This window comes from Muricauda sp. MAR_2010_75, from assembly GCF_000745185.1.
Lineage (GTDB): Bacteria > Bacteroidota > Bacteroidia > Flavobacteriales > Flavobacteriaceae > Flagellimonas.
Map to the genome: position 1 here is coordinate 1,988,978 of NZ_JQNJ01000001.1, position 26,585 is coordinate 2,015,562.

Below are 26,585 nucleotides of genomic sequence, written 5' to 3' on the forward strand. Positions count from 1 at the left end.
ATTAATTTTTGTAAAACTAAATCAAGCACAGCTCAAAAATCTCTTGATTCCTGAAATATGGATATTAAAAAGAACACTCCGGGCTATTGGTCTTCCCTATTCATTATTTCCAAAGATTTCTGACTTCAAGAACATCCAAACCGATCAACGATCAAGAAAGTGAAAGTATTCTTAAAATATGTCTTGATTCAAATAATCACGATGATCTTCCTCGGGTAGAAATGTAAAGTTATGGAAACAAAGATATTATGAAATCACAGCCTGTTTTCACGTCAATCTTTATTCTTTTTTCGTTATGGTCCTTTGCGCAGTCCTCGCAATCCACCCGAGATCGGTATAGATACCAAATGTCCGAAGTTGGTAACCCAATAACCATTGATGGTATAGAAGGACCAAACGAATGGGAAGCCATACCCATAATCGATACGTTTTATAATCATGACCCCTTGGATAGCGGAACTGCTAAAAACAAAACTGAGGTCAAATTGGCCTACAGTGGAACCTCACTTTACATTTTGGCGAAATGTTATGACGAAGGAAAGCGCATAGTCCAATCTCTAGATAGGGATTCAGATAATGGACATTGGGGAAGCGATTCTTTTTCCATTGCCATAGATCCCATCAATGAAAAGCAAAGTGGTTATTTTTTTGGTGTCAACGCAGGAGGTGCTGAGGTTGAAGGCAGCCTTGTTGTTGAAGTAGCGAATACAAAGTTTTCATACACTTGGGATGAAAAATGGTTTTCTTCGGTAAAACAGTATGAAGATTATTGGTTGGCCGAAATGGAGATTCCCTTTACCAGTATTCGATATAATGCAAATAATCTGGAATGGGGAATTGGCCTTTTAAGAGGAGACAAAGTTGAAAACATGTATTATACCTGGACTCCATTTGCAGTCAATTTCAGCGGATTCGATGTAAACTACATGGGCTCCTTGGTATGGGGTAAAATCCCGGAAGTTAAAGGGAAGACGGTCTTTGTGAAGCCCTATTCAACAGTATCTTCCCTAAAGAACAACTTAGATGATGATACTTCCACCCAAACCGAAATAGACACTGGTTTGGACCTGAGGGTGGGCATTACCAAATCCTTGAATGCCAACATTACCATAAATCCTGATTTTTCCAACGCGGACATTGATCAAGAAGTGGTCAATATTACCCGGTTTGATATTTCGTTGCCCGAACGGCGTGAGTTTTTTATAGAGAATGCAGACCTATTCACCAATTTTGGGAGTTATGACGTACAACCCTTCTTTTCTAGGCGCATCGGTCTTAAAGATGGTAAAAATATACCTATTGTATACGGCACCAGGGTTACCGGGAACATAACGGGCAATACACGAATAGGGGCAATGAACATTCAGACCAAAGCTGAGGGAGGCGTAGATGGTCAGAACTATACCGTTGCTGCGGTTAACCAAAAAGTATTGAAACGATCACAACTAAAGGCCTTGTTCATCAATAGACAGGAAACGGGAAACGATACCATAAATGACTTCAATAGAAACTATGGCGCAGAGTTCACTTTTATTTCAGAAAAGGGAAATTTCAATACGAACATAAAGTACCATTCCACGGTAACCGATGAGGGGCAAAAAGGAGCTTACTATGGCATAAAGGGCAATTATATCAATAGAAGGTTGGGAACAGGCTGGTTGATTGATGTGGTGGAAGATGGTTATAGGGCAGAGCTGGGATTTGTCCCCAGGCAAAGCAGCTTTGACCCCAACAGGAATGAATTGGTAAAACTTGGATATTATTTACTGAACCCTTGGGCCAATTATAAATTTTTTCCAAAAAGGGAAGACCATATCCTAACGAAGCAAGCAATAGGGTCATGGCATAATATGTACTACAATATGGATGGCAGTTTGAATGAAAGTGACAATAATCTATCGTACGAGTTCTTTTTTAAGAACACTGCTCTTCTTGCAATCTGGGCAAATAGGAGGGAGGTAAACCTAAGATATGAGACGGCCTTGTTGGGTGGAGATTTTGACCCACTTCCCGCTGAGAATTATGGTTTTTGGAGTGGAAATATATCCTATGACTCAGATATCAGAAAACATTTTACCTATAATACGGAACTATCCTATGGCGAGTTTTATAATGGACATATTACGTCAGCCTCCATTACTGCCAATATGCGCTTTGGGTTCTGGGGTAATTTCAATATTGCCTATTCTTATGACAAGGTAAGCCTACCTGGAACTTATGGAGAAAGAGAGTTTAACTTGGTTAAATTTAATGGATTACTTAGCCTTACCAACAAATTGTTTGTCAACAATACGGTTCAGTACAACACACAAAACAACAACTTCAGTGTTTTTTCAAGATTGCAATGGCGGTATTCTTCCTTATCGGATATATTCTTGATTTTTAATCAAAACAATGATACCGCAAATAATTTTGGGCTGGCCAATAGATCTATCATCCTAAAGGCAACCTATAGATTTGGTCTGTAATTCAATTTAATCAAACTCTTTTGTGGGTCATTATATACCCACAAATAGGAACATTATCGCCAAAACTTTGGTCTTAGAAAACAAAAAAGCTCCGAGAAATCGGAGCTTTTTGCGGTCTGGACGGGATGCTGCCCCTAATATTTAACATTTCATTAACTTACATTATTTTATTGATTATCAAATAATTAAATATATATTAGTTTTTATTTTACATCATAAAACACTACTTTTCGTGAAAAATGCGGCACGAATGCGGCACGCTGATGTACAATTATAAATTCTACATACCGGATAAATCCAATCAAAATGGAACCCATAGTATCAAATTAAGATATTATGAAAATCGTAATTCGAGAATCCAAATCGATACAGGAATAGAAATCCAACCGAAATATTGGAGCCCAGAGAAATCATTCTTGAAAAAATCGAAAGAAGTCGCTTCCGAATTTGTTCAACTTACCCAAATGGACAGCTTGGCCAATCAAATTGTTTCCAGCTATCGAAATCAAGGAAGGCCACTTTCAAAAAAGATGTTCAAGAAACAATTTGAAGAAGGTGAACCGTCCATCAATTCAAAACCTGTCCAAGACTTTTTTACTGAATTTGACCATTATCTGGAAAGCAAAAAGAGCAAGGTGGTCAAAGATGTCATCAAGGATTACAATTCACTTAAAAAGCATTTGGAGGGTTTCCAGGAATTTTCGGGAATCATCATCGATTTCAATGCTTTTGATTATCATTTCTACCAAGAATGGACGGACTACCTAGCGTACCATGCCCCATTAAAAAATGGAGGTGTCGGAATGAAGAACAACACGATAGGCAAGTTGGTGAAAAACTTAAAGGCCTTCTTAAATGACCGTATGCGTAGAAACCGTATCAAGCCCATAGATCTTTCGGCATTCAAGGTAGTTCAAGAAGAAGTGGACCATATCTATCTATCCGATGATGAAATTCAGTCAATTGCAGCCGTTGATTGTAAAGCCGATAAAGAATTGGAGAAAGTAAAAGACTTCTTTGTAATTGGGTGTTTGACAGGGCTTCGGTTTTCCGATATTTCGAGGATTCGACCTGAGTATTTGGATGATAATGGGTTTTTGAATATCCGACAAAAGAAGACTTCTGGCCGAATTGTAGTGCCACTTCGTTCCCAAGTCAAGAGCATTTTGAGAAGATATGATGGATATGCACCTGATATTGATTCATTCACTTTCAACAGGCGCATAAAGGAACTTGGGGATTCAGCCAAACTTCACCAAAAAGTAGAGATTGAACATAAACGGGGAACTATAAAAGAAGCGCAACTTTTGGAAAAATATAAATTGATAAGTTCCCATACCTGTAGGCGTTCCTTTTGTACCAATGCTTACCTAAATGGCATCGATGTGCAACTCATCATGAAGATTTCTGGCCATAAATCAGAAAAGGCTTTCCGTCGTTATCTCAAAATTTCAAATTATGAGGCCGCCCAAAAATTGAAAGAGGCGTGGGGAATTGCATAAAAATAAAATCTTACTTTACCCTTTAGAGGAACTTCATACTGTCATTAAATAAATATTTAATGATATATACTTTTTGTTGATTTTCACATAATTAAAAAATACTTGGATTAACACAAAATTTGTGTTTGTTGTTCAAACAGATTTAAACTTAACTTTTGACCAGAATCAGTCTACTTTTGGTTGAAGATTTACATCTTAAAGGTTAGTTAGCATAGGGGTCTATTTTTAATTTTTACCATTGCTGGATAACAATACCCAATTGTTAATCCATTACTGCAAATTCTTTTGCTCCCCAGAGACGAAGCGTGATCTTATTAAGATTTGGGAGAAGCAACTCTGGATAATCCCAAATGTTATTCTGAAAAAAAATTAGCATTTCAACAAGTTACAGGCAACCATTTATAATTAATTTACGTCATTGTTGATAGAGATCAGTGATAAAATTTGACCAATTATGCTTGAAAACCCAAAAGTGAACATCAAACTAAAACTGGCCGCTTTATGGGCGTCCACAACATTTTGTTATATCTACGGTGATTATTTTGAGCTGTACACACCCGGCAAGGTGGACAGTCTCTTGATCGGTAAAAATATTTTGGACAACCCTGTCAAGTTGCTGGTGGCGTCCATCATCCTTGTCGTTCCCTCGGTCATGGTTGCCGCATCCGTCCTACTACCTCCCAAGGTCAACCGAACTATGAACATTATTTTTGGGGCTGTCTTTACCATAATGATGTTGTTCATCGGAATCAATTCTTTGACGGAGTGGTATAGCTTCTATGTTTTCCTGGCATTTGTGGAGAGCATCTTGACATTTCTGATTGTCCGGTATGCCATAAAATGGCCAAAACCCAAAGACAATGGATAGCCAAATCTCAACAAGAAATAAAAAAGCGAGGCTGGCAGGACTGCTCTATCTATTGCTGGTAATCTGCGGTTTGGCCTATCTTGTTTATGTCCCCTCCCAGATCGTGGATTGGGACAATGCAACAAGGACGTTGGAAAACCTCGAACGGAAAGAAATGCTGTTTAAACTGGGCATCGTTGCCGCCATTTGTTCTTTTATCATTTTTATACTTTTGCCCTTGGCACTGTACCGCCTGTTAAAAGAGGTCGACAAGAATGCCGCATTGCTCATGGCACTGCTGGCCATACTTAGCGTACCCATTTCATTTGTCAACATCCTGAACAAGTTCACCATATTAAGCTTACTTGAAACCCCTGAACCTCAAAAAGGTAACGATCTTGCGTACCAAGTGATGTTCTACTTGGAACAGTATAGCAATGGAACCGAACTGCTACAGATATTCTGGGGGCTTTGGCTGTTACCTTTCGGTTACTTGGTCTACAGGTCGGTATTTCTACCCAAATTGTTGGGAATATTGCTCATGTTGGGTTGTTTTGGCTATCTCATCACTTTTTTTGGAGGCTTCCTGTATCCAGGTTTTTCAAAAACCGTTTTTTCCACCATTGTTGCCCTACCCGCATCCATAGGGGAAATAGGAACATGCTTGTGGCTGTTGATCATGGGTACGAACACCGTTAAGTTTGCAAAAAAATGACACATGATGTTTTCATTTCAAAATTTCGGTATCTCGCATTGAAGTATTGTTATTAGAAATAACTAAATGTACCTTCTAACTAAAAAGATTTAGATAATTGAAAGGTCAATATATCCGTGTGAATTGGTAAATCCCATCTGGATAGTATTTGTACAGTTGCCACCCGTTTTAATTTTTTCTTTTTGCTTCCTCAATAAGTTTACCGTTTTCATAAATGTTCAAGGTTCCAATTTGGGCTCCAGAATCAATAAATTCATAGACAACATTCTCATAGTTAAAGTAGAAAGAATTCTCCGATTCGGGAAATAGGAGTGTGTTCCAACCTGGCTTTCCATCATTCACATCGGTCGCTCTAAGGAACTTTTCTTCTCTCTTGATATTTACTATTCTGTCGGGAAGCATGTAATCACCTACATATTTGTCCAGGATTTCAGTTTTCAATTCAACTTTGGCAATTGGTTGGTGGTCGTAGCTTATTATTCGTGCCAATTTCCATTCGTTATTTTCAAGCTTCCATAATGCAGTCATTTTTCCAGAACCTACAACCTTTTCCGTACCATCATTGATTTGCAAATAGAAAACATGGTCACAAAACTCAAGAGCACCATAATTATCCATTGGGTATACTTGTAGAGAACCTTTGGTCAACTCCCTTCTTAAAGGTTGTCTTGTCCTTTGTTCTTCCCCACAAAAAATGGCCATGTCCATCATTTCCTTTTCCTTGGATGGAGTCAACCCTGCCTTATCGTGAAAGAACTCAAAATCTTCTGATAAGTAGTAGGCATATTTTTCTAAATCACATACGTTTTGAGCTGAAAAATATAAACTATCCATTGTAGCTATTGTGCTGAAAAGTTCGCTTACCTGTTCCCCTTCTGGTAATGCTGTATCTATTACCGTCTCTTCTTTTTTAGAATTACAAGAAGTTAATATAATCAGAGCTGTAATCAGGCATAAAAGATTTTTCATCTTTAAAATGATTTTTTTAAAGATTGAGTTTTTTATTAATTGTTACAGTTCCAAATGTGTGGCAGCGTTTAGCTAAAATGAGTAAACGCCTCAGTTGATCGGAGTACTGAACTTTATATTCATACTTATCATTATTAAATAACCTAGTTTACGAATTCATTTTAGCGCCTGTTGGCAACCGTTATTTTTCCATTCTGCCATCCTTTGGGTAGGTGTAGGTCCATTCCTGTTTCATTTTCAACATCTATCAATTCATTCCTAAGGTCAATGCTTCTTAATCCAATATTGGCTCTATTCTTATTTACAGTTTCAAGAACTGTATCGTCTGGAATGGCTCCAAGAAATCCATAGGTTGTCAACTTATGATCATGTAAACCAGCAATTCTCCAGTCTTCTATTTGAGCTAATTCATATGGGGATATCTCACCTTGTTTCAAGGCATTCAATAATTTTGGCCTTAATAGAGCATATAAAGTGTCATTCGAATTGTAGTTCACTGATATTGAATTGTGATGGCTTAAAATCACCGAGCCCCATAGGTTATTCCCAATAAGTCGTTCACCTGGATAACCGTACTCATTTAAAATTTGCTCCAGTTTCTCAAGTTGTTGTTCGCTATGAGGAGCAAACTTTTTTTGAGAATACCTCCTTTTGGCCTTTTGTCCAATTCTAAGTAATGCCCCAAATGCTTTTTTCTGGTCTTTTTTGAACATTTCATGGACTTGTTCTTTTACCTGAAAGTTTATTTTGGATAGGTAGGTTTTGTGAAGGGAATCATATGTTGACATGAGTTTGGCCCATTCCGGTTGTTCCCTTAAAGATTGCAAATTTTTATTCTTGTTGATGCTTTCCAATGACCAACCAGCCTTGATTCCCAGCCTTACAAAATTCAACCCTGATTTATAATCGTTATCATATGCGCTGAGTTCAGTAGCAACTTTGATATCTCTTAGAAATAAGAAATTAAATTGATTGAAAAGAGAATCAAATTTATTAATTGCAGAAGTGTATTTTCCTTCAACAATTAGCTCTTCACATTCAATTACTTTCGAATGGTAGTTCATGTAGTTTTCTTGGGCATTACTCTTAGTGGAAACTAAAAAATGGCCTATTAGAATAAGGGTTAGGGAAAATTTTTTCATCAAACAGGAGATTGTATTTTTTGGTTAAATGGTTGTCAACGGTTTCGGCTATGGGTGTTGCGTGGTTTAGTGGTCAACTCAGCAACTTCTTCACTTATTCCCCACCATATTTTACAGGTATTCCGGCACTTTTGGATTCTATGGTCCATAAGAGACTGACTATCCACCACCGACCGCCATAATATGTTAATTGATAGCTGTTTATCCCTTTTTCTTCAACTCCCTCAGAGTCCTTGCCATAAAAAGTCTGGAATACTTGGGCAATTCCATTGTATTGATCAACAACTTTATGAATTTCTTTTTCAAGATATCCTTGTTCATAGTAAGGATCTTTCAAGAGGATGAGGAAATCATTAAGTGATACGGTTTCAGCATTTGTAACATCAGCAACTGTAAATATGGCCGATGGATGAAATAAGTTCCTAATCGCTATTGTATCCATTTTCTCGCCCTTTTCGATGGTTATTTGATCAAGTAGTTCATCGATAATTCCGTTAATGGATTTAACGGTAACATCGGTTTTTCCCTGAGCTATGGAACTAATTGAAGTGGTCAAGAAAATTATTGCGCAAAGAAAATATTTCATATGGTGTTTAATTATTGTTGTTAACTTGATCATATGGGTATAAAATACATCTATATATACCCAAAAAGGAATGTTATCAATCCATTTTATCATGGTCTTTATTATTTTCGGTTATACAACGTAGGCAACCGGCCTTATCACTTAAGTCTCTCTATTATCATTGATGTAAAGTAGTTGACCCCCGTTTTCATACAACTTTCATCAACAGCAAAATTCGGCGAATGAGGCATGGAAACTATTCCTTTTTCAAAATTTGATGCACCCAATAAAAAATAGACTCCTGGAATTTCACGTTGAAACAGTGCAAAATCATCCGCACGTCCGTCAGGTATAGCTCCATAGAGGGGGAGAACGTGTTCATTTCCGTAAATTTTACTTATTGTAGGTATGGTCAATAAAGTTAATCGTTCATCATTAAGCACTAGCGCTGTCTCATAATAAAATGAACTATCTAAAAATTGATCTGAATAGTCCGATTCTTTAAACTTCTTTTTTATTTGACTTAAAAGAGAGTCTAATTGAGTTTCCTTTTCAGCACTTAGATAGGCCCTTATTGTAATCTTATCTTCACCTTCTTTAACAGCAATATTTGAATTAACAGTAATATAATCCTTAAATATGGTATTTGGATTTCCCAATCCTATGTTGGGGTCCAATAGATTTTTATTGTCCCAGAATTTACTCTCAGGTGAAACATTTTGAAGTTGTAAAAAGAGCTTTTTCGTAAATTTAATAAGAGCCGTTCTCTCCTTTGTGTTTTTTAGGGTAATTTGAATTCCCTTATAGTCTGCATAAGGGTTTCTTGCTTTGGTAGTAATAATCCCCTCAGACATAGGTGCAATGTGTAAAGCATAAATTTCTTCGGGATCTATAATATTGAGCAAGCCATCATCAAGCATAGCTTTTGCCCCTGCCAAATTTTCTTCTGATGGTTGAAAGATAAAGTAAATAGTTCCAGTAAGACTTTCTTTTAAACTTGTTAGGACATTAGCTATCCCAAGTCCAATAGTTGCATGTACATCGTGTCCACAAATATGTCTTACACCTTTAATCTTTGATGAAAAATCGACAATATCGGGATGGTCGGAAGCAAGGGCATCTATATCGGCCCTCCAAGCGATCCGTTTCCCCTTTTTTTAGTCCTTAGGATTCCTACTACCCCATAGCCACCTATACCTGTTTTAACTTCAAGGCCCAAGGACAACAAGTATTCTGCAATCTTTTTGGAAGTTCTCTTCTCTTTTCCTGACACTTCGGGATTGATATGAAAGTCCCTGCGAAATTTTACAAGGCTATCGAAAATTTTGTCGGTTCGCTCTTGGACTTTCAAATGTATGGAAGATTCAACCTTTGTATTTTGGCCACAGGAAACGAGTCCAAAAAAGAGGAATTGAATGATTATGGCTATTTTGGTTATTTGATTATTTGAAGTCATTTTTACAATATTATGGAACTAACTATTGCAAAAATGAAACATGATCGGCTTTTCTACCTGACACATTTGTGACAAAATCATTTTTTGGCGATCTTACTCCGTATTCTGCTCAATGATTGTCGTTCTATACCCAAGTACGTTGCTAAATGCGTTAAACTAATTCTGTTTACAAGGTCTGGGTTTTGGTCTATAAAATTCAAGTAACGCTCTTCAGCTGTTTCAAATAAAAGACTTTCCACCCTGTCGGTTTGCACGGTCAAAACATATTCGGCTATTAATCTACCATACCTTTCACTGGTTTTAAATTTACGGTACCCTTCTTGAATTTTATCATAGGGCAATTTTATGATTACCGATGGCTCAAGACATTCGATAAAATACTTTGATGGTTTTTGCCTTATGAATGCCGGATAATCTGTGGCATAGTTGTTTTCATTTATAAAACCCGTTGTTATTTTGTTTCCTTTTTCATTGACGTAGTATCTTCTCAAAAGTCCCTTGCAAACAAATCCCACTTCCTTTTGAACCTCTCCACTTTTAAATAAAAATTCTTTTTTTCCATACTTTTCTATAATAAGATATGAGGAAATGAAAGTTAGTTCCTCCGAGCTCAAATCTGGAAATTGTTCTAAGTAAGATTTGATATAAACCTTAAACTCTTGTTCCATTCAGGATGTTTCTTTAGCTTGTTGCCAATGTATGGCTGAACGGAGTTACGTTCAGCCTGTAGCGAATTTATATTTATTTAAGACAATTATATACTTAAGTGTACCACACAAGACACCTCCATACAATTAATATAATTTAAAGAATTTAAACTTAATATATAATCAAATAATTATAAGATATTACAATGTGTAATTTAAAAATAATAGATAAATAATATTCAATTTGTTGGATTTGTATTTTTGATGTTTGCAAATATGCGCCCATATTATTGAAGTTTTGATTTTTGGACTTGCAACATAAAAACAAAATCTTGCTTGATTCACCAGAAGAACTCTATACCTGGCCTTAAACAAATAAATATTTAATGATATATACATTTGTATGATTATACATTTATTTAAATAATTGTATTTAAAGTAGCTTGAAATTTTTGTAAAATATTTGTGGAAAGGGAGAAAGAAGACAATGGCTAGAGATTGTCCGAGTGTTAGCGTAAACTGAATTCTTTTTCTCCCTACTCATATTTTTATAGCAGTTGCCAAAAACATTGTTTTTGGCAACACCTTAGAAGGAATCAAATAGGTAAGTCCCCTCGGGGGGTTACCATCCCTGTCTTAGATTCGACCTCAATTCCCATACAAATTTATTTTGAATGTTTCTTGATTTGCCGTACATAAACTGATGTATGGCAAACGGGTTAAATGCTGTTCAATGTTGCTAGGTTTGTTCAATAAAGTAAATCAACAAATACCAGTAATATGAAGCGCATATTTATCATGGACGACGGTGGATTAAAGGAATATGTTCCTGTAGAATCTCTTAAAAACAATTTAGCTCCAAAACTGAAGGATGAGGAGAATGAAAATCAAACTGAAAATGAAATGTTGACGATTGCCGATTTGGTCAAAAAATTCAAAGTGACCAGACCGACCATCTATTCCTGGATGGAAAAAGGGCTGCTCAAAAAGATACCTATTGGGGGACGTGTCCTGTTCCATCCCAATGACATCAATGAACTTATCAATCGGTTAAGGGGAATCTCTTCTTAGAAACAAATTGATGAACCAAAGACAAAACAGAAAATGGACTTTATATCGGAGATCTTGAAGCAAGCCATGTTTTTGCAAGCAAAAACTGCTCACTCTGTTCGCATGGCTTGTTGGGGAATCTCCCCAAACCCCTAAAATATGGCAAGACCAAAAAAGAAAATACGAGAATTAAAGGCTATTCGGGTAAACGTGAGAATGACGGTGGACGAATACCTGATACTATCCCAAAATGCAAGTACGCTGGGAATTACGATTCCCGATTATATAAGGAAAAGGGTAACGGGAAAAGCACTGCCAAGAAAAAGAATATTGCTTGAGGACAGACAACTTTTCATTGAGTTGGGCCGTATCGGGAATAATATTAACCAACTCACTAAAAAGGTACATCTGGGAATGAAACATCCCCCAATGTTAATTAATCAACTAGCAGAATTAAAGAATATTTTGGACATGCTAAAATCAAATATTGTAAAGAGTGATTGCCAAGCAGATTAAAGGAAAGGATTTCTATGGGGTGTTGGCCTACAATGAAAAGAAGATAGAACAGGGGAAAGGCCATCTGTTGGACACCAATCTTACCTATGGAAGGATCATAGATATGACCCAGGAGTTCAATTTGGTCAGACAACTTCGACCTCGACTTGGCAAAGCGGTGTATCATGTTTCATTGAACCTGCCCTATGATGATAGGTTAAGTGATGGGCAATTCACATCTTTGGGAATGGATTATCTGAAAGGCATGGGTTTCGATGACAATCAGTATATCATGTATCGACATTGCGACCAAGAACACGAACACATCCATATTGTGGCTAATCGTGTAAAGTTTTCCGGGGAAGTGGTCAGCGACAGTAAAGATTACGAACGAAGCGAGCATCTGGTTCGGAAACTTGAACTTAAGTATGGACTATCTCAGCTAAGTGATTTAGAATTGGTAGAAAAGGTAACACTTACTCATAAAGAGATTCAAAAGGCTTTTAGAACAGGAGAGCCACCATTAAAACTTATGCTTCAACAGCATCTTGAAAATGCCATCTTAAAATCAAATAATGTAACGGAATTCATTAAAGAGTTGGTTAAAATGAAAATAACTCCCAAGTTCAACATAAGCAAAAGTACTGGACGGGTAACAGGAATCTCCATTAGGTACAATAGCATTATATACAAAGGAAGCACCCTTGGGCGACAATTTTCATGGAACAATATCATCAAACGAATCGATTATGAACAAGACAGAGACCGTGCAGTTATTCTCGAAAATAATAGCACAGAACGAAGAAGTGATAGCGCTTTTAAAGAATTTAGAAGGGCATCAACACCAATTGCAGGAAAGACATTTAGTGTTACTGGACAGACTATCAAAACTATTGAACAATCAAAAAGTGATATGGGAAACGTTGAAGCAATTGGATTGAAATCACATCAAACCGATGACAATCAATGGAATTCTTTTAAACTGGAACTTGACGATAAGATACGATTTAGGAAGAAAAGACGAAAAGGAAAAGGACGGAGACTGTAATGGTCAATAGTATGAATGATTCAAAAAAGTCAAAGCCAGAATGTTTAGTGAAAAAGAAAGAATAATAATAGCAATTATTACTAATGTTCTTCTATGATTACTAACTACTATTATTTTTTTACTGAATTTTTGGATGTGAAATTTTAAAGTAGGATTTTTTCAACTCTGTCAGGCATATCCATTGATTAATGGTCATTATCTCTTAAAGATATAAATCAAATCTTCTTCAATGGATTTAAAGTATCTTTCTTTGATTCCTTTTTGGAAACAAAATCACAGTTAATAAACTGCTTCCCTGTTCTTTTTTTGGGGTGTCTCAGTGACAAAAGTTTATAAAACCGAAAACCTTGACTTAAAAAGATGACATTTGTTATTTTTGGTTATATACACTAAAAACATCATGAGACACACACTATCCGCCACTTTCTTCTGTTGCTTTTTACAGGTTTCCTTGGCACAGGAAATCTCCGTTGAAAAATTGGAAGATGCCCTATCTGACTACACCGCAAAAATTGAACATGCAGCCGTCCTTCAGGATTGTGGCCATGCCTTTGATGGCCCCGCATTTTTTTATAAACAAATGGAAAACAATTGGTTGGATTTTGCACTGAATATTTCCAGTGATTCCAAAAAGAATATTGGAAGGGATATGTACAACAGGTATGTTACCCTTGGCCAATTGGACAACAACCATTTTGCCAAACCAAAAGTTGAAGAAATACTTCAACGTATCGTTAAAAATGTGTCCCGAAAGGATGTATCCTACCGAATAAGCATCCTTAAATCCGAGGAAATAAATGCCTTTGCCACCTTGGGCGGTTACCTATACATTACCACGGGCTTGCTCAATTTCATTGATTCTTATGATGAATTGGCGTTCATCATAGGACATGAAGTGGCCCATGAGGACAAACTCCACACCCAAAGGAAAGTAACCAAACTTACGCTCTCCACAGACCTTGAGGGAATGACCCGTATGGAAGGTTTCACCGATATCGCCAATAAGATCAATAGGACCCTTTCCCCCCCATTTGACCAAATTGATGAATATGAAGCCGACAAGGTCGGGTTTGAATTGGCCAAGGCCGCCGGATATGATGTGAACCGATTTGCGGATTTCTTCAAAAAATTGGAACGCTACCAAAAGCAAGATCTCCTTACAAAATTGACTTCTACGCATCCTTTTGCGGAACATCGCAAAAAATGCATCCAATCCTATATCGACCAATAAAATGATACCGGAAATGCACCTCATCTGGAACGGACAGTCCATTCCCCTGCCTAAAAATGAAATTATCACCATTGGGAGAAAAGGCCATGGTGCCCATGTTGAGATAGACAGCCGACTTGCTTCCAGAAAACATGCCCAAATTGAAGCAAGGATGGACGGAATCTACATCATGGACCTTGAAAGCTCCAATGGGACCATGGTTGGGCAACAGCCGATCACCCCAAATACATGGGTCAAGATCTTACCTGATGACGTTTTTACCATAGCATCACAAAAACTAAAAGTAGCCGCTGAAGGTCAAAAAGAAAAGGCTCCAAAATCCTCGGAACCCCAAAAGGAGTTCAAAGGCTTCAAACAGAAAATCGTATCCAAAGGGGCTTATAAAATTGGTAGACTCGAGAATAATGACATTGTTTTGGATGATCCCACGGTGACCCGGGAACATGCAATAATTTCCTATTCGCAGGGTGAATTTTGGATCGAGGACCTCGGCTCCACCAATAAGACCTATCTCAATGGAAAGGAGTTGAAATCCAAGGCCAAGTTCAAGGACAGTGATACGGTCACCATATCATTTTACACCATTACCCTTAAAGACGGGGCCAAGGACCTAAGGAAAGAAAGCAGTGCCATAAGAGCATTGGCAATTCAAAAAAAATATCCGAACAACAAGATTGGATTACAGGCCATGTCCCTGAACATTCCCCATTCCACTTTTGTGGCATTGATGGGACCATCAGGGTGTGGAAAATCCACCTTGTTGAAATGTTTGAACGGGGAGAATCCGGCCACGGCGGGGGAAGTATTCATCCATGGATTGTCATTGGCCGAGAATTTCAGCCTCATCAAAAAGAAAATCGGTTATGTCCCCCAAGACGATATCATCCACAAAGAATTGACGGTATACAAAACCTTGTTCTACGCGGCAAAGCTACGTTTGCCGGATGATACTGCCGTATCAGAGATCAACCAAAGGATTGATAAGGTCATCAAGGACCTCAATTTGGACCAAGACAAGGAAAAGGACATCAGGACCATAAAAGTGGGGAATCTCTCTGGTGGACAGCGCAAACGTGTGTCCATTGCAGTTGAACTTTTGACCGAGCCCACCATTCTGTTTTTGGACGAACCCACTTCTCCCCTAGATCCCGAGACCATTGAAAGTTTTCTGAAGAGCCTTAAAAAATTGGCCCACTCTGGAACCACGATTGTAATGGTGACCCACAAACCGGAAGACCTCAACTATGTGGACCAAGCCATATTTTTGGGTGTTCAGGGGCACAAGGTATTTCAAGGCCCGGCCAGCCTATTGACTTCCCATTTTGAAGCCCAGAACATTGTAGAGGTCTACAGTAAAATGAGTGATATCGGCACGGTAACCTCCTATTACCAAAAACCTGGCAAAGTTGGGTATAAGGCCGTTAACAACCCAGACGTAAAAAAAGAAAAACCCGACTCGTACTGGCTACAATTGTATTGGTTGGTTTCAAGATATTTCAACATCAAACTCAATGACAAGGGAAATTTGGCCCTGTTATTGGCACAACCCGTGATCATTGCGGGATTGGTATGCTTGGTATTCAACAAATTTCAGATTGGGGTCATGTTCTTGATGGCCATTTCTGCCGTTTGGTTTGGGGTGAGCAATGCCGCAAAAGAGATTGTTGGTGAGCTTACGGTATACAAAAGGGAGCGAATGTTCAACCTGAACATCAATACCTACATCCTTTCCAAATGGCTGGTACTTTCCTTGATCGCCCTGGTGCAGACCGTATTGTTTGTGAGCATCATCTACCTCAATTTCAAATTAAACACCTATGAAGGTTTTGAGGAAGTGTACCTACGTCCTTTTGGCCAGAGCATCCTGTTCATGTTCTATATTTCGGTTTCTGCCTCCCTGATTGGATTGTGGCTTTCATCAGCCTTCAATACCACAGAGAAAGTAATGACCGTAGTGCCCATTGCACTGATGCCACAGATCATGTTGGCCGGGGTAATGACAAAAATCAACAATACCTTAGTGGAAATCTTGAGCTTTTTCACTTTGGGCCGATGGGGAACCGAGGGCTTTGCCCGATTACAGGACGATGCCTCCCCTACTTCTGAATTCAATCCAGACTCCGTTCAAGCCGTTTTGACCTCTGTGCCATTACCTGCACCCGAAGTGGGTACGCAGACCGCCTCAACCTCAGCAGTGCAACTCCTCGACCTGTACAATGAAAAATTGGTGGATGATGGAACGTTGATCGGTGAGGTTTTCAACAGTTTTGATATGAACGTGGTGGTCATCGCAGCACTCAATGTTATGTTCTATGTCTTGATCTATGTTTCACTTAAAAAGAAGGACAGTATTTAAAACCACCACCATGAAAAAAATAACACTAGTATTTGGAGTACTTCTTTTGTTTACCTCATGTAGCAAAAAACCAGAATTTGTTGCCATAGACCATGTTACCATTAAAGGACTCACGGAAGATGCATTGGTGGTGGGATTGGATTACGTGGTATACAACCCCAACAATGTAAAAACAAAACTGAGGCAATCCAGTATGGAGATTTTTTATAAGGATTCTTTGGTAGGAAAAGGGTTTTTAAACGAACAAATGAGTCTGGCCGCCAAGGATACCATACGAATACCGGTAACCTGCGAGATAGCACTCAAAAGTCTTAATGCCTTTTATCCTGAATTATTGGCATCGGATTCCACCGAATTCGCCCTCAGGGGTAATGGAAAGGTGAGCTTTCTGCTGAATTCCTTCACCATTGCCTTGGATGACAAGATACATCTGAATACCAAAAAGGCCATTTTGGAGGAAATCAGCAAAAATTTGGATTACGGCAATAATTTTAAAATTCGGTCCATTTCCAGCAATAAATTGCCCTCACTGAGCAAAACACGGTTAAAATTAGGTGTTGAGACCCTGAACAGATTGCCCATTGCCTATACCATCAATACCATGAAACTTGAATTCTATTTGGATGAAAACAAAGGGAAAGTGGCAGAGTGGACCATGGATGAACCATTTTACCAAGAAGCACTAAAATCCACTACCATTCCCATTGATGTTACCTTGAGCAATTTTGATATTTTAAAACAGATGAAGTTCTCTTGGCTGACCGACCAAAAAGCGAATTTCACTATTTTAGGCGAGGCCCAAATAAAAATTCAGGAGTACGAATTCAATGTGCCCATAAAGGACCGTGTGGAAATAGGATTATAGCCATTTCAGAAAAACATTGATGACCGACCAAGAACTAATAGATCAATTAAAGAAAGGGAACGAGAATTGTCTGCAGCAACTGTACCAACACATCGGCATGGTAAAAAGTTGGGTGGAACAGAATAACGGTAATGAAGATGACGCTTTGGATGTTTTTCAGGAGGCAATCATCGTGTTCTATAAAAATGTAATGGCAGGGAACTATGAACTCCGAAGCAAAATAAGCACCTATCTGTTCGAAATTTCAAAGCGACAGTGGCTCAACCAGCTCAATCGAAGAAAAAAATATGAAAACCGGCAGAGTGAGGTAGGCATCTATGAATCCATAAACCCAGAAATCACCCGAAAGGGCCCAAACCTCCGGGAATACCTTGAAAAAGCTCTAGCAAAGGTCGGAGAACCCTGTAAATCTGTTTTGGAGGCAACCATATTTTTGGGGATGCGCATGGAGGACATAGCCGAAAGATTCAATTACTCCAGTGCCCGTTCCGCCAGCCAACAGAAATTACGGTGTCTTCAAAAGCTAAGGGGCGAAGTCTCCTATGATGTCATAATCCGTTTAAAATAGCCATGAGGGAAGAATTGAGACATATTGATTTGATTGACAAACACCTGACCGGCCATCTTAATGACGATGAAAAAAGTGAGGTGGAACGACTGTTAGCTGAAGACAAAGAATTTGCAAAGGAGCTTGAGGTCTTTAAACAGATCTACACGGGCATTGAATCAAAGGAGGACCAAAAACTAAGGGCCAAGCTAGACCTTTTGTATGCCGAATATAGGGCGTCTGGAGAGCAAAAGCCCAAAGGGCTATACCGCAGACTGATCATTTACAGTGGGGCCGTGGCAGCCTGTATTGTGTTGGGAACCCTGTTCTACGTCTTCAGATCAACTGGTAACGACCCTATTGGCAATGACACCCCCAACGTGGTTGATGTGGACTCCGTTCGAACGCAGCCAGTGGATAGTCTCATTTTGAAAAAGAACAACACCCAAGTTACAGAGAAAGAAGAACTGCCAGAAGATGAATTGGATGGCAGCCCGCAAGACGAAACACAACTTGCTTTCTCCAATGGAAAATCACTTCCATCGGAATCCATACGTCTGGTTAGGCAGCCCTCATCGCTAACCTATACTTTTAATGGCCAAGAACTGGTCTTATATGGGGATTCAGGGATTTCAGGCCTTCAGTTACAAATGGGCAAAGATCAAAAAGGCAACTATTATTTAAAATATGGGAGTAAATTGTTCAATCTGGCCACTTCATCAACCATAAATCCATTGAAAGAAGTCCAAGAAGGATACACTTTTGGGGATTTACAGGATGAGAGCGTGCAAGTGAAAGTCATGCCCCTCATTGCAAATTCGCAGCCCTATTCCGGTTTTACCGTTTCACTTACGGAGAACTCATCCATGGATAAAAATTATTTCTTTTTGGAACAGAATGAAAAAAAACAGTTGGTCATTGATGCCAGCATGAATATTGATTCCATTACGGTTATAGTTGTTTCAAAAAGCGAAGGGAACTCCCATTACCTTATTCATAAAAATGAACTATATCCCTTAAACATTGACGCTACTGAAACCACCTCACTAGAACAAATCGATTTTACCAAAAACAATGAAACCCGTATGTTCATGGACCGGCCATCCTTTCCGAAAGGTGTTTACGAAATAATTTTTTAGAAAAAATCAAAAAAAAAGATGACATCACCAATCTGCGGTTATATACCCATAGAAAGTATAACCAAAACGATTAAAAATGACATCCAAAAAAGTACACACAATTCTTCTAATCGGTTTGTTCTGTGGTTTTGTAAATGCCCAAAATCCAGATGCCACAAAAAGAGGAAACCGGGGAGCAGCGGAACGAGTAGATCAAGTGGGCCAAACTGTCCAGGAAACCAACAAAGACATTGACCAAACAGTGGAGGGCATTGACAGCACCATTGAAGGTGCCAAGGAAACCGTTGAAAAAGTGGGGAGCATTTTGTTCGGCTCCAAGAAGGAAAAAAACAAGAACACAATATTGATTTCCATAGCTACTGTTACCTATGGGGACAAAAATGTAGAAAACCTGTACCATGAACTCTCAAAGAAAAATGGAACGAAAAAAACTTCCAAAACCTTTTCGAATGGAGTTGTTACCATCCAAATTGAATCCAAACAAAATGCGGATACCATTTGGCAAGAGATACCCCAAAATGCAAGGGCCCCTTTTCAGGTAACCTCCATGGGAGAAAACAAGATTGCGGTTAGACTGCCAACAGAGACTGAATAATCCGTAAATAACCCAGCCACGATATGGCTATTTCATAAATCCCAAACATATTTGACACCAAGGTCTAAAAATGTTGGTATAAAAACTTTCATATACCTATTTTTAATGCTGACTGTCGAATAGGTTCAGGTACAAGAAGATATATCACTAATTTCAACCTTAACACTTCATTACAAAATGAAAAAATTACTACTACTGATTGCCTTGCTCTCCTTGGTTCCCAACCTTGCATCCGCAAGACGTATCGGAGGACTTTTTGGAAAAAGCGAACGAATCCAAAAAATTACTGATGTAGATATTAAAGGTGCCAATGGCGAAGACCTTTATCTTGCCCACAAAACAACTTCCCTGTATATTTTTATGGGAGTCTACATGACGGACGATGGTTATGTTTTGGGGGTAAAAGGAAGTATCAATACCTATTATGACCTTGATGAAGAGCAGATAAAAAAATTCCAGGCCAGCGGAGCTTTACCCACCCCCCTTCCGCCCTATAAAATAGAATTCACCGAATGGTTATGGGGATATGCCCTATGGATACTGCTTGCCGTTCTGGCCATAATTTGGTTCTTCCCAAAGAATAAAGAAGCCCTTTTTGCCCAAGGGTGTAAATATTATTTCGGCAAAAACACTCCGGTAAATTACCCAAAGGCCATGCGCTATTTTGAAAAATCGGCAATAAAGGAATACGGTCCTGCCGTTTTCAACCTTGGTATCATGTACCTCTCGGCCCAGGGTACCAAGAAGAATGTGGACAAGGCCATGGAATTGCTGAAAAAGGCCTCCAAATTGGGGTATGTAGATGCCAATGTAACCCTTGGAAGCCTTTATTATAACGGAGAGGATGTTTCAAAGGATATGGCCAAGGCTGAAGCGTGGTACAAAAAGGCCTGCGATCAGGGACATGCCAACGCATGCAAAATGGTGACCCATATACAACAGGTCAGTTAATTAAAATCAACACCAAACAGTAACCAAATTCAACTACGCCGACCATCATGACACTATCACATTACCAGTGGGATCCAGAAAAAGACCTCATAGCTGAAGGTGGATTTGCCGAAGTATTCAGGGCCAAAGACCTCAATGCCGAAGGAAGGTATGTGGCCCTTAAAATTTACAAAGAAGCTGTTTCAAGAGGTACGTCTGGGAGCACCGGACAGAAAAAATACAGTTTGGAACAGGAGTTTTCCAAAATAGACGGGTTATCCCATACGCACCTCATCACCTATTATGGTCTGGAATACATTACCCATACGGATGCCATGGGCAGAAACGTGAATTATCCTGTGTTGATCATGGAGTATGCCGGGGAAGGAACCTTGGGCCAAGCGATACACCGAAAGCTCTCTTTGGAAGAAGGAAAGAACATTATCGTGGAGGTAGCCCAAGCGGTGGATTATCTGCACAAACAGGGCATTGTCCACAGGGATTTAAAACCTGGGAACGTACTATTTTCCAAGGACCGCAAAGGAAACAAAGTGCCCAAGGTGACCGATTTTGGGATCAGTCAGGACATTCTATCCGACAAGACCATTCAACAGTCCATGACCGAAGGTGTCGGAACTCCACACTACATGGCGCCTGAGCAATTCTTTAAAAAGAAATTCGGGCTGAATGGGGATATAAGCGAACGTACCGATATTTGGGCACTTGGCATTATGTTCTACAAAATATTGACCGGAAAGTTACCTTTTGGGCATGACAAGAAGGATTATGAACTCATTCGGGATGGTATCGTTGGAGAAGATCCCGATTATTCCGAGGTACCCGAAAGATTTAAGAATTGCATAAAGACTTGTTTGCAGAAAAATGCTTCGGACCGATATGCTTCCGTATCCGACTTCATCCGGGATATTAATGGAGAGAGCAATGAAAGTGGCACCGTGTTCTTGGGAGGAAATGAAACACAATTTTCCACACCGAAAGCCAAACCCAAAAAAAAGAAAAAAGTCTGGCCCGTTTTGTTGGCCACTGTCTTAATCTTGGGTGCCGGGTATGGGGGATATGCCTTTTATCGCTCCACCAAGATAAATGCGTTGTTGGCAGACGGCTGGAACCTATACAAAGAAGGAAAATTCAAAGAAGCCTATGAAGCCTATGAAAAGGCATCAGACTATGGGTCTGGGGAGGCCTTTTATTTTCTGTCAAGGTTCAACCAAAATGGTTATGGAACCGACGTTGATTATGAAAAAGGGTTTGAATATGCCGATAGGGCCATTGATGATGGATATGACCTGGCAAACTTTAACCATGGATGGGCCTATCAAAACAATCTTGGTGTGGACAGGGACACGGTCCAGGCCAAGAAATTCTATGAAAAGGCAAAGAGCAGCATTGTGGCCTTGAGTGATGACGGCAACCCAGAGGCAAACAACCTAAGGGGATTGATGCACTATTTCGGCTATGTAATGGAAAAGGACGCAAGCAAGGCAAAACTGTACTATGAAAAAGCCTCCAGCAAAGGCCACCCAGCGGCCATCGAAAACCTGGCGATCCTCAATGTGTCAGAAAAGAACTATAAGGAAGCATTTGAAGGATATGAGAAATGCACGTCCATCGGAAGGTATTCGGGATATCGGGGCATGGCCAACATGTACAGGTTCGGCCAATACGTCCCCAGGGATACCGTTAAGGCCCTGGAACAATATACAATTGCTGCCGAGAACGGTGACCTCCTGTCCCAGTTCAACTTAGGTATATTCTATAAAAATGGTGTATTGGCCAAAAAAGATCGTATAAAGTCGGTCCAATGGTTGACCAAAGCTGCCGATAAAGGACATTTGGGGGCTCAAAATGAATTGGGCACTTTATATTTCAATGAGAAGAACTACCTAGAGGCCAAAAACTGGTTCCAATTGGCCGCTGATAAAGGAAACACCTTCGGTATGCACAATATGGGTCTTTTGTACTATGATGGATGGGGGGTGGAAAAGGATGTGAAACTTGCCAGAGATTGGTACCAACGGGCCGCTGATAAAGGGTATGCACATTCCCAGTACATGACCGGTAAGATTCTTGAGTACGGGGAAGCGGATGGGACCCCGAACGTATCGGAAGCGATAGTATACTATGAGCTTGCAGCAAAGCAAAATCAAAGTTCCGCCTTGTACGCTCTGGGAAGGTTGCATTATGACGGGAAAGGAAAAAAGAAAGATCTCATCAAGGCCAAGGAATTTTTTCTCCGGGCAGCGACCCAGGACATGAGTACTGCGGACTATATGTTGGGCTACATGGCGGAAACCGGGGCAGCTGGACCGGTAGATTATCTTGAAGCCGAAAGAAAGTATCTCAAGGCAGCGACCAAAGGGCATCTCCAGGCACAAAAAAAATTGGGCGATCTTTATTACGACCTTAAGTTGGGCAAGGACAAAAAAGCAAAGGCCACACAATGGTATTTGAAAGCAGCAGAACAAGGGGACCTGCACAGCCAATATAGAGTGGCCGTGATGTATTACAATGGAAAATATTACTATGCGGCCAGAAAATGGTTCCAAATAGCGGCTGACCGAGATCATGCCAGTGCCCAAAGTTATCTCGGCTATATGCACGACAGGGGTCTGGGAGGTCCGAAAAACTTGGACAAGGCCTTTGAACTATATAAAAAGTCCGCAACAAACGGGGACAGGGTTGGCATGTACAATCTGGCCTCTTGTTACCAAAGTGGCATTGGAACGGTCAAAAACACCTATTTGGCAAAAACTTGGTACCAAAAATCCTGTGAGAAGGGGTATAAAAATGCCTGTGATGTTATCGCTAAACGGTATTGAAGAAAATGAAGATCCACCTACCAGTGTATTGTAATGAAATAGGCCTAAGAGAGTCAAACGAGGATGCCATATACCCTGGAACACCAACAGAGGATTCCCGCTTGTTCATGGTATGCGACGGTGTTGGAGGGCAGGCCAAGGGCGAAGTGGCCTCTTCTTTGACCTGTCAAGGATTTTCCAAGTATCTCTCTGAAAATCCAGTGGAGTATATTGAAGATGAAACATATTTACCTTTGGCCCTACAAAGTGTCGAACAAAATTTGGGCACATATCTCGAAACCCATCCCGAAGCGAAGGGCATGGCCACTACGTTCACTTTTTTACTGATTTCAGATGCAGAAGAAAAGGCATTGGTCGGTTGGGTCGGAGATAGTAGGGTATACCACATACGGGATGGAGAGATCCTTTTTCAAACCAAAGACCACTCTGTGGTACAGGGAATGGTGGATATGGGGGAAATTACCGAAGAAGAGGCACAAACACATCCCAAACGGAATATTATTACTAGAGCGGTAAACGGAGTAAATTCAACAAGAGTTGACCAACATGTTATTACGGATATCAAGAAAGATGATTTTTTCTTTCTTTGTACCGATGGCATTTTGGAGCACCTTGATGAAGAAAGGATTTCTTTATGGTTCAGAGGCAAAGCATCCGTGCAGGAAATCAAATCGGAAATCATGGAAAATGCCAAAGACGATACCAAAGACAATTACTCTATGTATATCATTAGAATGGGTTAAATTCTGGAACGTGTAAAAACATCCTCCCCTTTACAATTGAAGTAGTATACTATGTCCGGCGTTTCCAATTAATGGTCATTATCTCATTTGGGGATTTCATTCAAGATGGGAAGATATAAAGAATTAAAAAGGCTTTTGAGAAATAAGGAACTCATTTGATGCCTTTAAAAAAATCTTCTAAGCTAATGTCATGAATTTTGAGAATCCTAATTAGAGTATTAATGGTAAAGTTCTCGCCTGTCTCCATACGCCAATAGTTTTTGCGTGGGAGACCATTCTCAACCGCAAAAGCTTCATAACTGGTATATCCACTTTTGATTCTAAGTTCTTTGATACGGTCAGCGATAGCTTTCCTCTCCTCTATATAATTGGCTTTCTGCATGGGCGGAAAGTTGCAGAAAACGGCGGACACATATTACGTCATATATAGCGTGAAATTTTCATTATATTTGTTGTTAGTTTATAGCCTTATAGAGACATACAAATAAAGTTATGCCATTTCAGTCTTCAGATGATTTTATAAAATATGTGTTTTGTTCCAATATGGAAGCCAAAGACCTTTTCCAAGTTTCGATGGAAACATTGATAGAGTCCGAAAACTCGGATTTTATGGTTTTCAAAGTAATTGAAGGCAAGGTCAAAAACCTATCCGGTTACGATGAATGGTCTGAAGTCATAGAAATAGATGAGACAACTTTTAAGAAACTTCATTTAAATCTCTGCCAAAAAGTAGGTAGAATCGTAAGAAGTGGATTTAAGGATAGGCGCTAAGCTTGTTTTAAGAAGAAAATAAAACTTGAATTTTACTATTAAGTTTATTGGAAAAACTGCGAAAAAATAAGGTTATAAGATGTCGGCTATTTGATATTAAGATAACAACTAACCTACTTTTTCCCGTTTTTAGGATTATAAGAACTCTGCGAATTCTGCAATTTTGATTTCATTCCATTCTTCTTTTATTATGCTGAAATAAACATCGTTTCTACTTTCGCCATTCGGGGCAATATAATTGTTTCTAAAGACCCCTTCTTTTTTTGCCCCGAGTTTTTCAATGGCACGTTGTGACCTTAAATTTTCCTGATCAGCACTGAACTGGATTCTTCTAAATCCGATATTTTCAAATCCAAAGTTCAATAATTCATACTTACATGCTTTGTTCAGACCAGTTCCTTGAAAATTGATACCGTACCACGTCCATCCAATCTCGCATTTTTCGCTGATAGGATTTAAATATCCATAGCGGGTACTGCCAGCAACACAATTGTTAATTTTATCTATTATTAAAAAGGGGTAACATATTCCGTTAAGCTTGTCGTTGATTGTGCTTGATAAATAAGTTTGAAAATCCTCTTCATCGTTAATGTGCATACCCATAAATTCCCAAATTCTCTTTTCGAAGATTATTTCTTTTAATTCTTGGTTTCTTGAATTTTCAAAGGGTACGAGTAATACTCTTTCATTTTCAAGTACTATGTCTGTGTTTAAAATATCTGGGTTCATTTATGGCTCGTTAATGGTAATATTATTTAATTTAGTTTTTCTTGAAGAAGCTTGATCCATACTTGATTTTGGACTTAATCTTACAGATTTCATTTCCTTATTATTTGTTTGAGAGTTTCAAATTGGTCTCGAATGGTTTTCTATAAGTGCTTCTAATTATATTAAAGTGCTCCTCTCCTTTTTATATTTTTCCATTCAGAGGCCAAAATCCCAAAATATACAACATCAATATATTTTCCATTGCGGAATATGAGCTCTCTTAACACTCCCTCTTTTGTAGCACCAATTTTATTAAGTGCCCGTTGCGATTTTAGGTTATCACCACGAGTCCTAAATTCTACTTTGTTGATTTTTAGTTCCTCGAACAAAAAAGTAAGGAGTATACCTTTTACTTTTTGATTTATACCTTTTCCCTGATATTTTTCCGAAATCCATGTAAGTCCAATTTCAACCTTATTGTCCACTTCCGAAATTTGACTGATGCTCGTGGCCCCGATAATTCGGTCTTCTTCTTTTAGGATGATGGCAAATTCCTGTTTGATTTGATTTTCTCTATCTGAAATGGTTTGGGATAGGAATTTTTCCCAGTCTGATGGATTTTCCAAGTCCTGTGACATATGTGTCCATATCGGAGGGGAGCTTATTGACAGAAATGCTTCCAAGTCCTCCATTTTTGAGGGTCTTAGTTTGATTTCATCTGTTTCCAAACAGAAACCATCCGTAAAAATCTTAGATTTTATCATTATGAACTTCTTGGGTTAATTCTAGTTCCAATATTATTGTATGTGACACCTAGAGTTTAAAACTATTTGATTGTGTAGTTCGGTTGTTTTCTTTGATACTTGAATTGGGAAAAGCAACTTTTCATGGCATGAAGTATCTATTATTTGATACCTCAACATTTCTTTAGTTATGAAAATACCAAATATATTATT

At 39.0% G+C, this 26,585-nt stretch carries 26 protein-coding genes; 18 read left to right on the top strand and 8 right to left on the bottom strand.

The window, feature by feature from the left end; translation table 11 throughout:
• The first annotated feature begins 248 nt into the window (after positions 1-248).
• From FG28_RS08865 to FG28_RS08880, 4 genes are all read left to right on the top strand, one after another.
• Positions 249-2,468, top strand: a complete 2,220-nt coding sequence (locus tag FG28_RS08865) for a carbohydrate binding family 9 domain-containing protein (protein ID WP_036382069.1) — start codon at positions 249-251, stop codon at positions 2,466-2,468.
• A 239-nt stretch (positions 2,469-2,707) separates the two neighbouring features.
• A complete protein-coding gene (locus tag FG28_RS08870; protein ID WP_081894290.1) occupies positions 2,708-3,970 on the top strand; it encodes a site-specific integrase in 1,263 nt (420 codons plus the stop codon).
• A 454-nt stretch (positions 3,971-4,424) separates the two neighbouring features.
• A complete protein-coding gene (locus FG28_RS08875) occupies positions 4,425-4,838 on the top strand; it encodes a DUF6326 family protein (protein WP_036382072.1) in 414 nt (137 codons plus the stop codon).
• On the top strand, positions 4,831-5,532 hold the full coding sequence (locus FG28_RS08880; RefSeq protein ID WP_081894292.1) for a DUF4386 domain-containing protein: 702 nt from the start codon (positions 4,831-4,833) through the stop codon (positions 5,530-5,532). Before FG28_RS08875 ends, FG28_RS08880 begins: the two co-directional genes overlap by 8 nt.
• 168 nt (positions 5,533-5,700) lie before the next feature.
• Here the strand turns inward: FG28_RS08880 and FG28_RS20095 are convergent, their stop codons facing one another.
• The 4 genes from FG28_RS20095 to FG28_RS20100 form a co-directional block, all read right to left on the bottom strand.
• A complete protein-coding gene (locus FG28_RS20095; RefSeq protein WP_081894294.1) occupies positions 5,701-6,501 on the bottom strand; it encodes a nuclear transport factor 2 family protein in 801 nt (266 codons plus the stop codon).
• A 161-nt stretch (positions 6,502-6,662) separates the two neighbouring features.
• Positions 6,663-7,643, bottom strand: coding sequence for a hypothetical protein (locus FG28_RS08890; RefSeq protein WP_036382076.1), 981 nt, complete (start codon positions 7,641-7,643; stop codon positions 6,663-6,665).
• A gap of 94 nt (positions 7,644-7,737) precedes the next feature.
• Complete coding sequence (locus tag FG28_RS08895) at positions 7,738-8,322, bottom strand: hypothetical protein (RefSeq protein ID WP_231562611.1); 585 nt, start codon at positions 8,320-8,322, stop codon at positions 7,738-7,740.
• Between the two features lie 44 nt (positions 8,323-8,366).
• Complete coding sequence (locus FG28_RS20100) at positions 8,367-9,350, bottom strand: M20/M25/M40 family metallo-hydrolase (RefSeq protein WP_081894296.1); 984 nt, start codon at positions 9,348-9,350, stop codon at positions 8,367-8,369.
• 143 nt (positions 9,351-9,493) lie between these two features.
• On the opposite strand from FG28_RS20100, the gene FG28_RS20605 reads away from it, so the two are divergent.
• Complete coding sequence (locus FG28_RS20605) at positions 9,494-9,658, top strand: hypothetical protein (RefSeq protein ID WP_156102242.1); 165 nt, start codon at positions 9,494-9,496, stop codon at positions 9,656-9,658.
• An 83-nt stretch (positions 9,659-9,741) separates the two neighbouring features.
• Here the strand turns inward: FG28_RS20605 and FG28_RS08905 are convergent, their stop codons facing one another.
• Positions 9,742-10,332: a Crp/Fnr family transcriptional regulator gene (locus tag FG28_RS08905; protein ID WP_036382079.1), complete on the bottom strand. Its 591-nt coding sequence runs from the start codon at positions 10,330-10,332 to the stop codon at positions 9,742-9,744.
• 759 nt (positions 10,333-11,091) lie between these two features.
• Between FG28_RS08905 and FG28_RS08910 the strand changes: the two genes are divergently transcribed.
• From FG28_RS08910 to FG28_RS08965, 12 genes are all read left to right on the top strand, one after another.
• Positions 11,092-11,382: a helix-turn-helix domain-containing protein gene (locus tag FG28_RS08910; RefSeq protein WP_072877973.1), complete on the top strand. Its 291-nt coding sequence runs from the start codon at positions 11,092-11,094 to the stop codon at positions 11,380-11,382.
• Positions 11,383-11,520: 138 nt separating this feature from the next.
• Positions 11,521-11,877: a plasmid mobilization protein gene (locus FG28_RS08915; protein ID WP_036382084.1), complete on the top strand. Its 357-nt coding sequence runs from the start codon at positions 11,521-11,523 to the stop codon at positions 11,875-11,877.
• Positions 11,858-12,904: a relaxase/mobilization nuclease domain-containing protein gene (locus tag FG28_RS08920; protein ID WP_036382087.1), complete on the top strand. Its 1,047-nt coding sequence runs from the start codon at positions 11,858-11,860 to the stop codon at positions 12,902-12,904. Before FG28_RS08915 ends, FG28_RS08920 begins: the two co-directional genes overlap by 20 nt.
• Positions 12,905-13,304: 400 nt before the next feature.
• Positions 13,305-14,135, top strand: a complete 831-nt coding sequence (locus FG28_RS08925; RefSeq protein ID WP_036382091.1) for a M48 family metallopeptidase — start codon at positions 13,305-13,307, stop codon at positions 14,133-14,135.
• 13 nt (positions 14,136-14,148) lie between these two features.
• Positions 14,149-16,491 carry an FHA domain-containing protein gene (locus FG28_RS08930; RefSeq protein WP_197062569.1) on the top strand — a complete coding sequence of 781 codons (2,343 nt, stop codon included), beginning with the start codon at positions 14,149-14,151 and terminating at the stop codon, positions 16,489-16,491.
• A 10-nt stretch (positions 16,492-16,501) separates the two neighbouring features.
• A complete protein-coding gene (locus FG28_RS08935; protein WP_197062570.1) occupies positions 16,502-17,356 on the top strand; it encodes an LEA type 2 family protein in 855 nt (284 codons plus the stop codon).
• 19 nt (positions 17,357-17,375) lie between these two features.
• Positions 17,376-17,924, top strand: a complete 549-nt coding sequence (locus FG28_RS08940; protein ID WP_036382099.1) for an RNA polymerase sigma factor — start codon at positions 17,376-17,378, stop codon at positions 17,922-17,924.
• Between the two features lie 2 nt (positions 17,925-17,926).
• Positions 17,927-19,042 (top strand): hypothetical protein, encoded by a 1,116-nt coding sequence (locus tag FG28_RS08945; RefSeq protein ID WP_036382102.1) that lies wholly within the window; start codon positions 17,927-17,929, stop codon positions 19,040-19,042.
• A 76-nt stretch (positions 19,043-19,118) separates the two neighbouring features.
• Positions 19,119-19,637 carry a hypothetical protein gene (locus tag FG28_RS08950; RefSeq protein WP_036382105.1) on the top strand — a complete coding sequence of 173 codons (519 nt, stop codon included), beginning with the start codon at positions 19,119-19,121 and terminating at the stop codon, positions 19,635-19,637.
• A gap of 177 nt (positions 19,638-19,814) precedes the next feature.
• Positions 19,815-20,588, top strand: a complete 774-nt coding sequence (locus FG28_RS20110; protein WP_051947243.1) for a tetratricopeptide repeat protein — start codon at positions 19,815-19,817, stop codon at positions 20,586-20,588.
• Between the two features lie 47 nt (positions 20,589-20,635).
• Positions 20,636-23,407 carry a serine/threonine-protein kinase gene (locus FG28_RS08960; protein ID WP_036382108.1) on the top strand — a complete coding sequence of 924 codons (2,772 nt, stop codon included), beginning with the start codon at positions 20,636-20,638 and terminating at the stop codon, positions 23,405-23,407.
• 5 nt (positions 23,408-23,412) lie between these two features.
• A complete protein-coding gene (locus FG28_RS08965; RefSeq protein ID WP_036386376.1) occupies positions 23,413-24,150 on the top strand; it encodes a PP2C family serine/threonine-protein phosphatase in 738 nt (245 codons plus the stop codon).
• 151 nt (positions 24,151-24,301) lie between these two features.
• On the opposite strand, the gene FG28_RS08970 is transcribed toward FG28_RS08965, so the two are convergent.
• On the bottom strand, positions 24,302-24,532 hold the full coding sequence (locus FG28_RS08970) for a helix-turn-helix domain-containing protein (RefSeq protein WP_036382112.1): 231 nt from the start codon (positions 24,530-24,532) through the stop codon (positions 24,302-24,304).
• Between the two features lie 110 nt (positions 24,533-24,642).
• Here FG28_RS08970 and FG28_RS08975 point away from each other — a divergent pair, with 110 nt between their 5' ends.
• Positions 24,643-24,921, top strand: a complete 279-nt coding sequence (locus tag FG28_RS08975; protein ID WP_156102244.1) for a hypothetical protein — start codon at positions 24,643-24,645, stop codon at positions 24,919-24,921.
• A gap of 135 nt (positions 24,922-25,056) precedes the next feature.
• Here the strand turns inward: FG28_RS08975 and FG28_RS08980 are convergent, their stop codons facing one another.
• Complete coding sequence (locus tag FG28_RS08980) at positions 25,057-25,650, bottom strand: GNAT family N-acetyltransferase (RefSeq protein ID WP_036382117.1); 594 nt, start codon at positions 25,648-25,650, stop codon at positions 25,057-25,059.
• Between the two features lie 161 nt (positions 25,651-25,811).
• Positions 25,812-26,393, bottom strand: coding sequence for a GNAT family N-acetyltransferase (locus FG28_RS08985; RefSeq protein ID WP_036382120.1), 582 nt, complete (start codon positions 26,391-26,393; stop codon positions 25,812-25,814).
• Positions 26,394-26,585: the final 192 nt, after the last annotated feature.

What these genes read in the sequence shown, in the direction of transcription:
- FG28_RS08865 (WP_036382069.1), top strand. Translation starts at nt 249, where the DNA reads ATGAAATCACAGCCTGTTTTCACGTCAATCTTTATTCTTTTTTCGTTA.
- FG28_RS08870 (WP_081894290.1), top strand. Translation starts at nt 2,708, where the DNA reads ATGCGGCACGAATGCGGCACGCTGATGTACAATTATAAATTCTACATA.
- FG28_RS08875 (WP_036382072.1), top strand. Translation starts at nt 4,425, where the DNA reads ATGCTTGAAAACCCAAAAGTGAACATCAAACTAAAACTGGCCGCTTTA.
- FG28_RS08880 (WP_081894292.1), top strand. Translation starts at nt 4,831, where the DNA reads ATGGATAGCCAAATCTCAACAAGAAATAAAAAAGCGAGGCTGGCAGGA.
- FG28_RS20095 (WP_081894294.1), bottom strand. Translation starts at nt 6,501, where the DNA reads ATGAAAAATCTTTTATGCCTGATTACAGCTCTGATTATATTAACTTCT.
- FG28_RS08890 (WP_036382076.1), bottom strand. Translation starts at nt 7,643, where the DNA reads ATGAAAAAATTTTCCCTAACCCTTATTCTAATAGGCCATTTTTTAGTT.
- FG28_RS08895 (WP_231562611.1), bottom strand. Translation starts at nt 8,322, where the DNA reads ATGATAAAATGGATTGATAACATTCCTTTTTGGGTATATATAGATGTA.
- FG28_RS20605 (WP_156102242.1), top strand. Translation starts at nt 9,494, where the DNA reads ATGAAAGTCCCTGCGAAATTTTACAAGGCTATCGAAAATTTTGTCGGT.
- FG28_RS08905 (WP_036382079.1), bottom strand. Translation starts at nt 10,332, where the DNA reads ATGGAACAAGAGTTTAAGGTTTATATCAAATCTTACTTAGAACAATTT.
- FG28_RS08910 (WP_072877973.1), top strand. Translation starts at nt 11,092, where the DNA reads ATGAAGCGCATATTTATCATGGACGACGGTGGATTAAAGGAATATGTT.
- FG28_RS08915 (WP_036382084.1), top strand. Translation starts at nt 11,521, where the DNA reads ATGGCAAGACCAAAAAAGAAAATACGAGAATTAAAGGCTATTCGGGTA.
- FG28_RS08925 (WP_036382091.1), top strand. Translation starts at nt 13,305, where the DNA reads ATGAGACACACACTATCCGCCACTTTCTTCTGTTGCTTTTTACAGGTT.
- FG28_RS08930 (WP_197062569.1), top strand. Translation starts at nt 14,149, where the DNA reads ATGCACCTCATCTGGAACGGACAGTCCATTCCCCTGCCTAAAAATGAA.
- FG28_RS08935 (WP_197062570.1), top strand. Translation starts at nt 16,502, where the DNA reads ATGAAAAAAATAACACTAGTATTTGGAGTACTTCTTTTGTTTACCTCA.
- FG28_RS08940 (WP_036382099.1), top strand. Translation starts at nt 17,376, where the DNA reads ATGACCGACCAAGAACTAATAGATCAATTAAAGAAAGGGAACGAGAAT.
- FG28_RS08945 (WP_036382102.1), top strand. Translation starts at nt 17,927, where the DNA reads ATGAGGGAAGAATTGAGACATATTGATTTGATTGACAAACACCTGACC.
- FG28_RS08950 (WP_036382105.1), top strand. Translation starts at nt 19,119, where the DNA reads ATGACATCCAAAAAAGTACACACAATTCTTCTAATCGGTTTGTTCTGT.
- FG28_RS20110 (WP_051947243.1), top strand. Translation starts at nt 19,815, where the DNA reads ATGAAAAAATTACTACTACTGATTGCCTTGCTCTCCTTGGTTCCCAAC.
- FG28_RS08960 (WP_036382108.1), top strand. Translation starts at nt 20,636, where the DNA reads ATGACACTATCACATTACCAGTGGGATCCAGAAAAAGACCTCATAGCT.
- FG28_RS08965 (WP_036386376.1), top strand. Translation starts at nt 23,413, where the DNA reads ATGAAGATCCACCTACCAGTGTATTGTAATGAAATAGGCCTAAGAGAG.
- FG28_RS08970 (WP_036382112.1), bottom strand. Translation starts at nt 24,532, where the DNA reads ATGCAGAAAGCCAATTATATAGAGGAGAGGAAAGCTATCGCTGACCGT.
- FG28_RS08975 (WP_156102244.1), top strand. Translation starts at nt 24,643, where the DNA reads ATGCCATTTCAGTCTTCAGATGATTTTATAAAATATGTGTTTTGTTCC.
- FG28_RS08980 (WP_036382117.1), bottom strand. Translation starts at nt 25,650, where the DNA reads ATGAACCCAGATATTTTAAACACAGACATAGTACTTGAAAATGAAAGA.
- FG28_RS08985 (WP_036382120.1), bottom strand. Translation starts at nt 26,393, where the DNA reads ATGATAAAATCTAAGATTTTTACGGATGGTTTCTGTTTGGAAACAGAT.